This window comes from Natrononativus amylolyticus (assembly GCF_024362525.1).
GTDB classification, from domain to species: domain Archaea; phylum Halobacteriota; class Halobacteria; order Halobacteriales; family Natrialbaceae; genus Natrononativus; species Natrononativus amylolyticus.
This window is the reverse complement of record NZ_CP101458.1, coordinates 1,379,280-1,392,168: the sequence shown is the minus strand read 5'-3', so window position 1 is coordinate 1,392,168 and position 12,889 is coordinate 1,379,280. Positions and strand designations below refer to the sequence as shown.

12 protein-coding genes and 1 pseudogene are annotated in these 12,889 nt (G+C 67.1%); 5 read left to right on the top strand and 8 right to left on the bottom strand.

Annotation, left to right across the window (positions count from 1 at the left end; genetic code table 11):
- Nucleotides 1-19: 19 nt before the first annotated feature.
- Nucleotides 20-682, bottom strand: a complete 663-nt coding sequence (locus NMQ11_RS07335; RefSeq protein WP_255170749.1) for a helix-turn-helix domain-containing protein — start codon at nucleotides 680-682, stop codon at nucleotides 20-22.
- Between the two features lie 110 nt (nucleotides 683-792).
- Here NMQ11_RS07335 and NMQ11_RS07330 point away from each other — a divergent pair, with 110 nt between their 5' ends.
- A complete protein-coding gene (locus NMQ11_RS07330) occupies nucleotides 793-2,163 on the top strand; it encodes a cytochrome P450 (RefSeq protein WP_255170748.1) in 1,371 nt (456 codons plus the stop codon).
- Between the two features lie 45 nt (nucleotides 2,164-2,208).
- Here NMQ11_RS07330 and NMQ11_RS07325 read toward each other — a convergent pair whose 3' ends face one another.
- The 3 genes from NMQ11_RS07325 to NMQ11_RS07315 all read right to left on the bottom strand — a co-directional run bounded on the left by NMQ11_RS07325 (nucleotide 2,209) and on the right by NMQ11_RS07315 (nucleotide 5,545).
- Nucleotides 2,209-3,120, bottom strand: a complete 912-nt coding sequence (locus tag NMQ11_RS07325) for an MBL fold metallo-hydrolase (RefSeq protein WP_255170747.1) — start codon at nucleotides 3,118-3,120, stop codon at nucleotides 2,209-2,211.
- Between the two features lie 63 nt (nucleotides 3,121-3,183).
- Nucleotides 3,184-4,188 carry a TIGR04024 family LLM class F420-dependent oxidoreductase gene (locus tag NMQ11_RS07320; RefSeq protein WP_255170746.1) on the bottom strand — a complete coding sequence of 335 codons (1,005 nt, stop codon included), beginning with the start codon at nucleotides 4,186-4,188 and terminating at the stop codon, nucleotides 3,184-3,186.
- A gap of 190 nt (nucleotides 4,189-4,378) precedes the next feature.
- On the bottom strand, nucleotides 4,379-5,545 hold the full coding sequence (locus NMQ11_RS07315; RefSeq protein WP_255170745.1) for a tubulin/FtsZ family protein: 1,167 nt from the start codon (nucleotides 5,543-5,545) through the stop codon (nucleotides 4,379-4,381).
- 298 nt (nucleotides 5,546-5,843) lie between these two features.
- Here NMQ11_RS07315 and NMQ11_RS07310 point away from each other — a divergent pair, with 298 nt between their 5' ends.
- The 4 genes and pseudogenes from NMQ11_RS07310 (at nucleotide 5,844) to NMQ11_RS07295 (ending at nucleotide 9,337) form a co-directional block, all read left to right on the top strand.
- Nucleotides 5,844-7,592: an ABC transporter substrate-binding protein gene (locus NMQ11_RS07310; RefSeq protein ID WP_255170744.1), complete on the top strand. Its 1,749-nt coding sequence runs from the start codon at nucleotides 5,844-5,846 to the stop codon at nucleotides 7,590-7,592.
- Between the two features lie 67 nt (nucleotides 7,593-7,659).
- Nucleotides 7,660-8,535: a phosphatase PAP2 family protein gene (locus NMQ11_RS07305; protein WP_255170743.1), complete on the top strand. Its 876-nt coding sequence runs from the start codon at nucleotides 7,660-7,662 to the stop codon at nucleotides 8,533-8,535.
- Between the two features lie 89 nt (nucleotides 8,536-8,624).
- Nucleotides 8,625-8,894 (top strand): annotated as a pseudogene (locus NMQ11_RS07300) (FAD-binding domain-containing protein); the annotation flags it as partial.
- Nucleotides 8,895-9,034: 140 nt separating this feature from the next.
- Nucleotides 9,035-9,337, top strand: coding sequence for a HalOD1 output domain-containing protein (locus NMQ11_RS07295; protein ID WP_255170742.1), 303 nt, complete (start codon nucleotides 9,035-9,037; stop codon nucleotides 9,335-9,337).
- Between the two features lie 3 nt (nucleotides 9,338-9,340).
- On the opposite strand, the gene NMQ11_RS07290 is transcribed toward NMQ11_RS07295, so the two are convergent.
- From NMQ11_RS07290 to NMQ11_RS07275, 4 genes are read right to left on the bottom strand one after another with little or no spacing between them, the layout of a single operon-like run.
- On the bottom strand, nucleotides 9,341-10,309 hold the full coding sequence (locus NMQ11_RS07290) for a sugar phosphate isomerase/epimerase family protein (RefSeq protein ID WP_255170741.1): 969 nt from the start codon (nucleotides 10,307-10,309) through the stop codon (nucleotides 9,341-9,343).
- A gap of 52 nt (nucleotides 10,310-10,361) precedes the next feature.
- The gene (locus tag NMQ11_RS07285) at nucleotides 10,362-11,438 is read right to left on the bottom strand and encodes a Gfo/Idh/MocA family protein (RefSeq protein ID WP_255170740.1); all 1,077 of its coding nucleotides are present in this window, start codon (nucleotides 11,436-11,438) and stop codon (nucleotides 10,362-10,364) included.
- A gap of 39 nt (nucleotides 11,439-11,477) precedes the next feature.
- Nucleotides 11,478-11,681 carry a DUF8005 family protein gene (locus NMQ11_RS07280; protein WP_255170739.1) on the bottom strand — a complete coding sequence of 68 codons (204 nt, stop codon included), beginning with the start codon at nucleotides 11,679-11,681 and terminating at the stop codon, nucleotides 11,478-11,480.
- A gap of 2 nt (nucleotides 11,682-11,683) precedes the next feature.
- The gene (locus NMQ11_RS07275) at nucleotides 11,684-12,883 is read right to left on the bottom strand and encodes an ABC transporter ATP-binding protein (protein WP_255170738.1); all 1,200 of its coding nucleotides are present in this window, start codon (nucleotides 12,881-12,883) and stop codon (nucleotides 11,684-11,686) included.
- Nucleotides 12,884-12,889 lie beyond the last annotated feature (6 nt).

Here is a 12,889-nt window from a genome sequence, read left to right as displayed (position 1 = left end):
AGTGGGGCGGCGTCTCGAGTTACCGGCCCACGACGTGTGACATGACGCTCGACTCCGCCTTTCTGAGCAGGGTGGAGGCCGTACTCTCCGCGCAGTCGAGCGCGCCTGCGACCGCCGCGAGCGACGCCGTCCTGGGGACGTCGTAGTAGCCGAGTCTCGTGGCGGCCTCGACCGCCTCGAGCTGTCGGTCGGTTAGCCCGCCGACGATCGTCGCGTGGGGGTGGTCGTACGTTCCGACCTCCTCGACCGTGACCTCGACGTCCGCGGGAAGGCTCTCGACGAGCGCCCCGAGGTCCGCCTCCTGCCCGACGACCGTCAGCGTCATCGCCGCGTCCTCGTCGTAGACGATCGGCGGAACGACGATGAGTTCCAGCCGCCCGAACGCGCGTCGAAACGCGACGTCGTCTTCTCGCGTCTCCTGACAGGCGAAGACGTAGAGCGAGTCGTCGCCCACTCGAGAGTGCCTGTACCATCGGATCGACTCCACGCCCTCGACCGCCGCCAGGTACCGATCCGCGTCGGCGACCTCGGCGTAGAACAGCTCGTACTCGGTCGGCTCACCCGGCCGGACGCTCCACGCGAGTAACTCCTCGTACGACACGACGTCCTCGTTTCGGATGAACCGCTGCATCGGATGGAGCAGCCGGTCGGGCTGTCGGAGGTGCAGGGTACAGTACTTCATGCTCGAGTTCGCTATCGGCTCGCTGCTGAATCGTTTCGGACGGAGTACATAAAGTCGCTAGGTGCTTCGACTGAAACCGTTTCTCAGCGGAACTCGTACGTTCGCCCGTCATGACTACCGAGGAGTCATCAGCGGCGGACGGGGCGGCCGTAGCGCCCCCGGGTCCGGACGGGCTGCCGCTTCTGGGCAATACGCTCCAGCTCGCTCGAGACCCCATCGGGTTTTTCGACCGCATAGCGACCTACGGCGACGTGGTCCGGTACGAGGTCGGGGGCCTCCCTTTCACGATGGTGTTCCACCCCGAGCAGGTCGAGCGATTGCTGGTTACCGACTCTGATCTGGTCCGGAAGTTCCAGTTCGAGGCGTTCGGCGGCAACGAGTTCGCCCCGGAGGGGGTGCTGTTCACCGAGGGCGAGCAGTGGAGCGCCCAGCGAACCCTACTCCAGAACGCGTTCACGCTCGAGCGGATCGAGCGGTACGGGGAGACGATGGTCGGGGTAGCGGCCGAACACGCCGACCGCTGGGCGACGAGCGACGAGATCGCGGTCAACGACCGGCTCTCGGAGCTGACGGTGGAGATCCTCGCGCGAACGCTGTTCGACCTCGACGTCGACGGGCGGGGGGAGGCGGTCACGGACGTCGCGAACGCCATCAACGAGCGCGGAGATCCGCGCTCGCTGTCCAAGTTCTTTCTCCCGTCGTGGGTGCCGACCCCCAGCCAGCGTCGGTACGACCGCAGCGTGACCGCCTTCGAGAACCTGATCGACGAGGTGGTGAGCGAACGACGCGGGGCGGACGACCTCGAGGAGCGCGACGACCTCCTCTCGCTGCTGCTGGTCGCCGACGGTCCCGACGGCTACCGCCACTCAGAGCGGGAGCTACGGGACCAATTGCTCACGTTCCTCTTTGCGGGCCACGAGACGACGTCGCTCGCGCTCACGTACACCACGCTCCTGTTGGCCCAACATCCCGATGTGTGTGAGCGCCTCCGGCGGGAGTGGACGGACGTTCTCGGCGGCGACGACCCGACTCCGGCGGACGTTCCGAACCTCGTGTACACCGACCGGGTGCTGACCGAGGCCGTGCGTCTGTATCCGCCGGCGTTCGCCGTCTTCCGGACGGCCGTCGAAGACATCGATCTGGACGGCTACCTGATCCCCGAGGGAACCAACGTCACGCTGCCGCAGTTTCGGATCCACCGGGACGAGCGCTTCTACGACGATCCGACGGCGTTCCGACCGGAGCGGTGGACCGACGAGTTCGGGGAGGAACTGCCCGAGTACGCCTACTTCCCGTTCGGCGGCGGCCCGCGCCACTGCATCGGGATGCGCTTCGCGCGAATGGAGCTAAAACTGGTGCTCCCGACGGTGCTCCGGCGCCTCGAGTTCGATCTCCTGTCCGATCCGGAGCCCGAACTGGCGCCCGGCGCGACGCTCCAGCCCGCAGCCGACGTCCGAATGAGAGCGCGGCCGCCCGAGTAGCGCCCTGAAGCAACGGCCGGAGCGAATCCCGCCTCTCGACGAGCGCTACCGGGCGTCGTACACCCGACCCCCGTCCTCGAGGCGACTCTCCGCCGCTCCCTCCCGCTCGAGCGCCGCCAGGTGCGCCGCCGCCTCGCCGGCCCCGAACTTGGCGTGGACGCCCTCGAGATCGCCGAACAGGTCGCCCGCGAGTTCCCACGGGGTCGCTGCGCCGCGCTCCTCGAGCGCCTCCCGAATCCGATCGGTGCGCTCGCGGTTGTGGCTTCGGATCTCCGCGATGCGGTCGGCCTCGAGTGCCGTCCCGTGGCCCGGCCGCAGCGTCTCCGCGCGGGAGTCGAGGCGCTCGAGGGTCCGCTCGTAGTCCGCGAGCGGGTCGCTCGTCCTGGTGTCGCTGCCGCCGACGTTCGGGGTGTACGTCGGCAGCGCCGCGTCGCCGACGAGCAGGTCGGACGCCGAGGCGAACGCGACGTGACCGAGGGTGTGCCCGGGCGTCGCGACCACCTCGAGTCCCGCGATCGTCTCGCCGTCGGCCAGCGCGTCGACGGGAACCGAATCCGGCATCGGCGACGGCTCGTCGCCGGCGACGACCGCCTCCACGACCGCTGGCGGAACGCCCCAGCGAGCCATCGTCTCGGCGTCGCGCTCGAGCCGGCGCTCGCGTTCTGTGGCGTACTCGGCGACCAGCGGCGCGTCCGCCGCACCCATCGCGATCGTCGCCTCTGCCGCCGCCGCCAGTTCGGGTGCGAGGCCCGCGTGGTCGGCGTGCCAGTGGGTGACGAGGACGGACTCGAGGTCGCGGACGTCGTACTCGCGCCGCTCGAGGCCCGCCAGCAGGTCCCGCCGGGCGTCGGCAGTCGGCGGGCCGGGATCGACGAGCGCGTCGTGGTCCGCGAGAAGGTAGGCCGTGTTGTGGCCCTCGGGCGTGCCGGTCCCTACCGGAATCGGGTCCGCGGTCATACCGGTGGCTCGCGCTCGAGTCACCTCACTCTCTCGATCCGCTCGCCCGCGCCCGCCGACCGTTCAAGCCTCGGGCGCGAGGGTCTCGATCGTCGCTTCGATCTCCTCCGTCGTCGCCCCCCTGGGGAAGCCGATCGCGATTTCGTCGACCCCCTCGAGCACCTCGAACTTCCGGAGTTCCTCGCGGGCGCGCTCGGGCGTCCCGGCCGCCCCGAGGTCGTCGAGCAGTTCGTCGGAGATGTGCGAGAGCGCCTCCCCGTGGTTGCCGCTGGCCCAGGCCGCCGCGATGTCGTGGGCTTCGTCCTGGTAGCCCTGTCTCGAGAGCGACTCCCGGTAGTAGGTGCCCATCGCGCCTACGTAGAACGCGAGGTGCTGGCGAGCGAGGTCGCGCGCCCGCTCGCCGTCCTCGAGCGCACACGCGGTCAGCGAGAGCGTGGTCCGGACGTCCGCCGGGTCGCGGCCGCCGAGTTCGATCCCGCGCTCTAGGTCCTCGAGGCGCTCCTCGAGGCCGTCGGGGGTGAAGACGATGGCGTGCCAGCCGTCGGCGAACCGACCGGCGAGTTCGACGGATTTCGGACCCATGCCGGCTGCGTCGATCGGAACCGGCGTCTCGGGCGGATCACACCGCAGGCGGAAGCCAGCCAGCGAGAAGACGTCGCCGTCGTAGTTCAGCGTCTCCCCGGCCATCACGGTCCGCATGATCTCGATGTACTCGCGGGTGCGCCGCAGCGGGCGGTCGAACTCGACGCCGTGCCAGCCCTCGATCACCGCGGGACCGCTCGGGCCGATGCCGACGCGGAGGCGGCCGTCGGAAACCTCCTGGAGGGTCGTCGCCGTCTGGCCGAGCAGGGTCGGCGAGCGGGAGTAGACGTTGGCGATGCTCGGTCCGATCCCGATCTCGTCCGTCTCGCGGGCGATGCTCGTCAGTACGGTGACGAAGTCCCGCCCCCACGTTTCGGGGAGCCAGGCGCGGCCGTAACCGCGAGCCTCTCCGAGACGGGCGAGGTCGACCAGCGAGTCGACGCTCGGCTGTGCAGCGACGGGCAGGTGGATCGTTCGATCTGTCATGAATGTGTTGGGGGCGGACGCCTCGAGTCGACCGAAGTCGATCGTCAGCGACCTCGGTCGCTCGACCGCCGCGTCCGCCGTTCACGCGAAATACACAGTCAACGCTCTTAACGTTGTATACGCGACGGTGCGGTCGTTGCTACCGAAGACGACCGGGATCAAGCGACCGATCTTCGAGTGTCCGGCGGCCTCAGAAGAGCGCGTCGATCTCGTTACCGGTGTCCAGCAGGCTCGCGAAGTCGTTCTGGCTGCGTGCGCGGATGGCCTCGCCGGTCTCCTGGGCCTCGATCGCGATCCCCTGGAGCTGTTTGACCCGCGGGACGTCGGTGACCCCCGAGAGGAGGACGATGCTGCCGACCTCACCGGCGCCGGGCAGGGGGTAGTCGCCGCCGCGGACCTCCATCGAGCCGGTCTCCTCCTCGAGCCACGACCGGCCGCGCTCGACGCCCTTGCGGTTGAGGTGGGTCGGCGAGCCGGTCGCGACGACCAGCGCGCGGTCGGTGCTCGAGACCGCACACGGGAGCGTGAGCCGCCCGAGCGTCGCCTTCCGGACGAGACTCGTCATGCGATTCGTCGCCGAAATCTCGTTGCTCGAGTCCTCGCCGCCGCCGAATCGCGAGAGGAGACCGCCGGAGTCGGTTTCGACGTCCTCGCTCGCGTGGCCGATCGTCGAGATGCCGCCGCCCGAGAGGGTGTTGATGATCTCCGAGGAGTCGACGACGCTCTCGGCGACGGTGTCGTCGGCGCCGACCTCGCCGGCGGCGAACAGCAGGCCGAACCGCTCGACGATCTCCCGGTTGATCCGGCTGTAGCCGCTCCCGACCGACTCGCCGGTCTGTCGCCAGGAGTCGTTGTCGAAGACCAGCAGGTTGTCCACCTCGTGGACGAACGTCTGGAACGACCGCGCGGCGTTCAGCGTGTAGATTCCCCCCTCGTCCGTGCCGGGGAGGATACCCAGTCCGTACACCGGTTCGGTGTAGATCCGCTTCAGGTGCTTCGCGAGGACGGGGGCGCCGCCCGAGCCGGTGCCACCGCCCATTCCGGCGACCACGAGAAACGCGTCGAGATCGTGAACCGGGACGCGGTCGACCGCGGCCTGGATCTCGTCGATGTCCTCCTCTGCGACGGCGGCGCCGAGTTCGTTGTCGGCACCGACGCCGTGGCCCTTCACGCGGGACTGGCCGATGAGCACGCGGTTCTCCTCGGGGACCCGCTCGAGACCCGCGAGGTCTGCCGTCGCGGAGTTGACGGCGATCGCCCCCTCCACGAAACCGTTATCGATCGACGCGTCGTACGCGAGGAACTCGTCGACTACCTTCCCGCCTGCCTGTCCGAATCCGATGAGTGCGAGTTTCATTGGTGTTCATCCGTGGGCGTCCACGCCGCCAGACCACGTCGCTTCCGTCCGGTGTGAACGCTGACCACACTCGCTGGTATCGCCGATTCGGGTATTGTTATGGCCAGAATACGATCTCATAAAAGACAGTAATGAGTTCGTGAATATCAGTAATCGGTGACTGATGCGTCGTTTGCCCGGTTCAGGACGGGCGCTCTCGAGGTCCCGTCCGGGCGGATACCGACCGATTCGCCGGCCGGTCGCGAAGCTATCTCCCCGAGAGTAAGTCCTATACGCCATGGTGGCTAACCCTCAGGACATGGATGATGTCGCTCCGTCGCCGACCCGACGGCGGCTACTCGGCGGACTCGGAGTGGCTACCGCGAGCGCGCTCGCGGGCTGTTCGGAGCGGTTCTGGTCGCGAGCGGAGGACACCTCACCCGAACAGGTCTCGCTGACGATCAAGACCCTTCCCTCCGACGACGACCCCGTCGCGACCAAGATCTCGAGTAAGTTCGCGGACAACCTCGCCGACGCCGGCATCGACGTCGTCCGCGAACCGGTCGGCGAGGCGGAGCTCTACCGCGAAGTGCTCATCGACCGCGACTACGACCTGTTTATCGCCCGCCACCCCGGCTTCGACGAACTAGACGCGCTGCGATCGTTGCTCCACTCGCGGTTCGTGAGCGAACAGGGCTGGCAGAATCCGTTTAGCTTCTCCGACGTCACCGCCGACGAGTACCTCGAGCGCCAGCGAAGCGAGGAGGGCGGTACCCGCGAGACGACGTTCGAGGAGCTGTTCGAGCACCTCCTCGAGACGGCGCCGTACACGACCGTCGCGTTTCCGGACCACGTCGGGGCCACGAACCAGGCGGTTGCCGTGGACCGGCCGCCCCGAACCTTGCTCGACTACGTCGAGTTGCTGGGACGGGAGCCCGAGGACGGTCCGCGAGATGGCGCGCTCCGCGTCGGGCTGTTCGGCCAGCAAGTCGCCAGCCGTCTGAACCCGATCGTCGTCGATCTCCGGGACGTCAGCACCCAGCTGGGACTCCTCTACGATCCGCTGGTCAGGCGCGTCGACGGCGACGAACTCCTCTGGCTGGCCGAGGAGATCGAGTGGGAGGACGACAACGGACGCGTGTACGCGACCGTCACGCTCCGCGACGGGCTCACCTGGCACGACGACGAACCGCTCGACGCCGACGACGTCGCGTTCACCTACCGCTTTCTCGCGGACACGTCGCTCGGCGAGGTCGAAGGCGGGGTCCCTGCCCCCCGGTACCGGGGTCGACAGACGCTCGTCGACGACGTCGCCGCCCTCGACTCGGAGCGCGTTCGCTTCTGGTTCGAGGACGTCTCCCGCGAGGTCGCCCGCCGGGTGTTTTCGATCCCGCTACTTCCCGAACACGTCTGGGAGGCGACCGCGGAGGTCATCGGCGACCACCGAACCGAAGCGCTCGCCTGGGACAACGAGGAGCCGGTCGGCTCGGGGCTGTTCGCCTTCGCCGACTCGAGCGACGAACACCTCCGGCTCGAGCCGTTCGAAGAGCACGTGTTCCGAACGCTCGACGACGACGAGCTGCCGTCCGTTTTCGAGGGGTTCTCCCAGTACGACGGGATCGAGTTTCGGATCTCGCCGAACGCCGGAGCGGCGGTCGAAGCGCTCGCGGACGGCGATATCGACCTCATCGCGAGCGAGCTGCGCTCGGAGAACAGAGCGGAGGTGGACGAACGGGACGAACTCTCGCTCGTTCGCGGTACGTCACGCTCGTTCTACGTGATCGGGTACAACCTTCGCCATCCGGAGCTCACGAACCTGCGGTTCAGGCAGGTTCTCTCGCAGCTCATCGACCGAGACCACGTGGTCTCGGAGTTCTTCGACGGTCACGCCGAACCGGCGGCGTCACACAGCTCGCTCGTCGGTATCCACCCCGACGACTGGGATCGGCAGACGAGCCGGGGGGTTCCGACGTTCCCGGGAACCGACGGCGAACTCGACCGGGACGAGGCGCGCGAGCTGTTCGAGGAGGTCGGCTACCGGTACGACGACGGGGAGCTGATAGCCTGAGGTCGGGATCGCCCCGCGTCCGATTAACCGATTCATATTAAACCATCGGCCGTCGTATCCCCCGACTATGGCACTCCTCAGCGTCGCCCTCGAGCTCGCCGCCATCGTCCTGACGATGCTCGTTACGGCGGCGCTCGTCATCGTCGGCCCCCGCCGCCTCGTCGCCGCGTTCCGTGACTTCAGATGGCGCCTCGAGGTCGCCGCGCTCCCGCTCGCCGTGCTCGCGAGCGTTCTCGTCCTGCGCTGGGGGACCGCCGACGTCCTGCCGCGCCTCTCCGAGCGCGTCATCGGCATCCGGATCACGGGGCTGCTCTTCGAGTTCGAGCGAACGCTGTTCGGCCAGAGCCCCGTCGCCGTGCTTCAGTCGTTCCAGACGCCCGAACTCACGTCGTTTTTCGTCTTCATCTACATCTACGGCTACGCCTTCTTGCTGTTGTTCCCGTTCGTCGCCTACTTCGCACTCGAGGAGATGGACGAGCTCTCGACGCTGATCCTCGCGTACACGGTCAACTACGGCATCGGCCTCGTCTGCTACGTGCTGTTCATCGCGTTCGGTCCGCGTAACTTCGATACGCTGCTGTTCGAGGACGTCCTCTACAGCGCGTTCCCCGAATCCGGCTATCTGACCTACACGGTCAACGAGAGCACCAACGTCTTCCCGTCCTTGCACACCTCGATGGCGATGACGACGTTCTTCCTCGCGATTCTCTCCCGGAAGCAGTACCCGCTCTGGGTTCCCGTCTCCGGTTTCATCGCGATCAGCGTCGTCGTCTCGACGATGTACCTGGGAATTCACTGGTTCTCCGACGTCGCCGCCGGCATCGCCCTCGCCGCGATCAGCGTCTACGTCGGGGTGAACTACTCCATCCACGGCATCGTCAGGACCCTCCAGCTCTACATCGGTTCACAGCTCGAGGACGATGGCACGACCGGGAGTCGCTGACCGGCGCGGTCGTTGGGGGTTTCCCCCGCGCCAACCGTCGTAGGGCCGAACGCTTTGCCCCGTCGGCCGTGGCGCAGAATCTCTCCGAGTACGACCGCGGAATCGAGTGGCGAGACGACGACGCGGAGCTCGAGGCCTGGAACGCCGGCGAAACCGGCTACCCCATCGCCGACGCCGGAATGCGACAGTTGCTCGAGGAAGCCTGGGTCCACAACCGGGTCCGAACGATCGCCGCCTCGTTTCTCACGAAGGACCTCCTGATCGACTGGCGCGAGGGATACGACTGGTACAGAGCGAAACTCGCGGATCACGAGACCGCAAACGACGTCGGTGGCTGGCAGTGGGCGGCCTCGACCGGCGAGTAACACACTCCTAATAATCTTTGGAAATTTCCAATAGAGTAGAGAGGGCGTCACGGAAGCGGATTATATATCCTACAGATGTCCATAATAAAGTCGCTACGCTTATACTTCCCTCCACTGTAGCGCGACCCACGACGATGTCAGAAGAGTCCTCATCGACGGAGACGCCGCCCAGTCAGGCGATCATCGAGGCGATCGCGGCTCACGAAGGCATTGACGCGACCGACGTCGAACCGCCGGAGTACGCCCCCCTCTACACAGCCGTCAACCCGGAGGCGCTCGACGAACTGTTCGAACCGACCCAACGAAGCGGCGACCGCGTCGGCGGCCGCGTCACCCTCGAGTACGAGGGATACGAGGTCGTCGTTCACAGCGACGGCTCGGTCGAACTGACGGATCTCTCACCCTCAAACGGCTCGGTCAACAGCGCGGCGAACTGACTGTCACTCCGCCCAGTAGGCCTCCCCCGGCGTCTCCTCGAATATCGCTCGCTCGAGCAGTTCGACCGCTTTCTCGAGACCCTCCCGGGAGCTGGTCAGCGAGTCTTCGTGTTCGATCGAGAGAGTGCCGTCGTAGCCGACCATCCGGAGCGTCGAGACGACGTCCTTCCAGTGGGATTCGCCGTGGCCGTAGCCGACCGACCGGAACAGCCAGGAGCGGTTGGGCTCGTCGTCGTAGGCGGTCGTGTCGAGAACGCCCTTCTCGCGGGCCTGTTCGTCGTAAATACGGGTGTCCTTGGCGTGGAAGTGGTGGATCGCGTCGCGCTCGCCCAGGTACCTGATCGCGTCCGTGACCGAGATTCCCTGCCAGTAGAGGTGCGAGGGGTCGAAGTTCGCCCCGATCCGCTCGCCCGTCGCCTCCCGCAACCGGGCCATCCCGTGGGGCTCGTACACCAGCATGTTCGGGTGCATCTCGATCGCGACGTCGACGCCGTGCTCGTCGGCGTGCGCGGCGATCTCGCGCCAGTACTCCTCGGCGACCTCCCACTGATACTCGAGGGCGTCGGCGTGTTCGGTGGGCCACGGCGCGGTGATCCAGTTCGGGACCTCGTCGTTCGGGCCGCCGGCGGGGAGGCCCGAAAAGCAGGTGACGACGCCGACGTCGAGCTGGTCGGCCAGCCGGATCGCCTCTCGAAGTTCCGTGTCGGCTTCGCTCGCCCGTCGGTCGTCGGGGTGGAGTGGGTTGTTGTGCGTCGCCAGCGCGCTGATCTCCACGTCGTACTCCGCGAGGAGGTCGCAGATCGCCGTCTGGGCGTCCTCGTCGTCCAGCACGTTCTCGCGGACGAGGTGGTCGTCACCGGGGAACCCGCCGACGCCGGGTTCGATCGCGCCGACACCGATCTCGCTGAGATACGACAGTGCACCCTCGAGCGATTCGTCCGCCAGCGGCGGTGTGTGAACGCCGATTTTCATACGGGCAAACCAACGGCAGGGGACGGGATAAAAGGGGTGGCTACCCGCAACGCTATCCGTTCGACTCGCCGATTTCGACGGTTCGGCCCGCCTCGCTCGAGCGGTAGATCCCGTCGACGATCCGCTGGACCGCCAGCGCCTGCGCGACGCTCTCGCCGAGGTCCGCGTCGGCGGCGATCGCGTCGAAGAACGCCCGCTGCTCGTCGGCGTGGGTGTCGTTCTGGGCGGTCGTCACGCTCGTGTCCTCGAGGTGGTCCGGCCCGACCTTGTTCGCGGCGTGAAACGAGAGGTCCTCCTCGAGCAGGTCGAACCGGGCGGCGGCTTCGGTTCCGCGGACGACGAACTCGTGGTTCGCCGGACGGTTCGTCGCCCACGCGACCTCGAGGGAGACGGTTTTACCCGACGCACACCTGATGAAGGCGCTCGCGGAGTCGTCGACGTCGAACGCGCCGGGGCCCGCGTCCTCGCCCCACATCTCGAGGTAGGCGTAGTCCTCCCGCGAGCCGAACTCCGTCCGGGTGACGCCCGTGACCTCGCGAATCGAGGGGTACTCGAGGAGGTACAGCGAGAGATCGATCGCGTGAACGCCGAGGTCGATCAGCGCGCCGCCGCCGGCGACGGCGCGACGGGTGAACCACGAGCCCCGGCCGGGAACCCCTCGCCGACGCACGTAGTTCGCCTCGAGGTGAGTGACCTCGCCGAGGTCGCCGCGGTCGATCCGGTTTTTGACGATCTGGACGGCGTTGGCGAACCGGTTGTTGAAGCCGACCATGCAGACGCCGTCGGAGTCGGCTGCGGCCGACGCGATTCGCTCGGCGCTCTCGAGCGTGTGTGCGAGGGGCTTCTCCAGTAAAACGTGCAGGTCCCGCTCGAGGGCGTCGACCGCGTACGGCTCGTGGTACTTGTTCGGCGTCGTGACGACGACGGCGTCGACGGAGTCGTACAGCTCCTGGTGGTCGTCGTAGACGTCGACGTCGTAGCGCTGAGTGAAGCGTCTGCGCGCGTCGGCGGAGACGTCCATTCCCCCGACGAGCGAGACGCCGAGGTCGAGCAGCCGATCGGCGTGGTACTGGCCGATGTTTCCGAGCCCGACGATGCCGGTTCGGACGGCCGTGCGATCCGCCGTCACGGGTCCCCTCCCGCGGCGCTCGAGACGGGGCCGCGACGATCAGTACAGCTGCCGTTCCTCCTCGGTGCGTTCCTGTTCACGGTTCTCTTTCTCCGCGAGTCGCTTTCTACCCCGGCGGTACTGGACGAGCCCGGGAACGATCCTGTTCTTCAGATCGAAGACGAACGAGACGATGCCGTAGAGCCAGAAGAAAAAGAGGGCGAACAGCCCGCCGAAGTACGCCAGCGCGATCGTTCCGTCCATGGTCAGCTGTCCGATTCGGCCTCCCGGGCCGTCGTTTCGCCACCCGCGTCGGTGAGGTCGTCGATTCCGTGGGAGAGTGCGTTCCCCGAGGCGGTGTCGAACAGGTGGATCCGCGAGCGGTCGAGGACGACGTCGACGTCCTCGTCCTCCTCGATCCGCGTGTCGGGGCTGACGCTCATCAACAGCTGATTCGACGCCGTCGCGACTCCCTCCTCTTCGGCCATCGTCCGCTCTGCCGTCTCGTCGAACTGGAGGTAGACGAAAACCTCGTCGCCCATCGGCTCGAGGACGTCCGTCGTGACGTCGATCGGCTCCGTCGGGGTGGCGACGTCCTGGCCGCGCTCGGTGAGGTAGACGTCCTCGGGCCGTATCCCCATGGTAACGCGGTCGCCGACCTGCACCCCGGCGATCGAGTCGGTCTCGAACTCGAGGCCGAAGTGGTCCGTTCTGAGCCCGGTCTCGGTCAGCTCCCCCTCGAGGAAGTTCATCGACGGCGAGCCGATGAAGCCGGCGACGAACAGGTTCGCCGGCTCGTTGTAACAGACCAGCGGCGGGTCGATCTGCTGGAGTTTTCCGGCGTTGATCACGGCGATCCGGTCGGACATCGTCATCGCTTCGGCCTGGTCGTGGGTGACGTAGACGATCGTGGTGTCGAGTTCCTTGTGGAGGCGCTGGAGCTCCGTCCGCATGTGAACCCGGAGCTTGGCGTCGAGGTTCGCCAGCGGCTCGTCCATCAGGAAGACGTCCGGGTTGCGGACGATCGCGCGGGCGATCGCGACCCGCTGGCGCTGGCCGCCGGACATCTCGTCGGGCATCCGCTCGAGCATTCCCTCGAGCTGGACGATGTCGGCCGCCTGGTCGACGCGCCGTTCGATCTCCTCGTCGTCGTACTTGCGGAGCCGAAGGCCGAAGGAAATGTTGTCGAAGACGTCCATGTGCGGGAACAGCGCGATGTTCTGGAAGACCATCGCGACGCCCCGATCTTTCGGTGCGAGGGTGGTGACGTCGTCGTCACCGATGTAGACCTTGCCTTCGGTGGGCTGGGTCAGGCCGGCGATGGTCTCCATCGTCGTCGACTTCCCACAGCCGGAGGGGCCGACGAGGCAGACGAACTCCCCGTCTCTGATGTCTAGGTTCATGTCGTCGACCGCGACGACGTCTTCGTAGCGCTTCGTGACGTGTTCGAGTCGTACTCGTGCCATTGTATC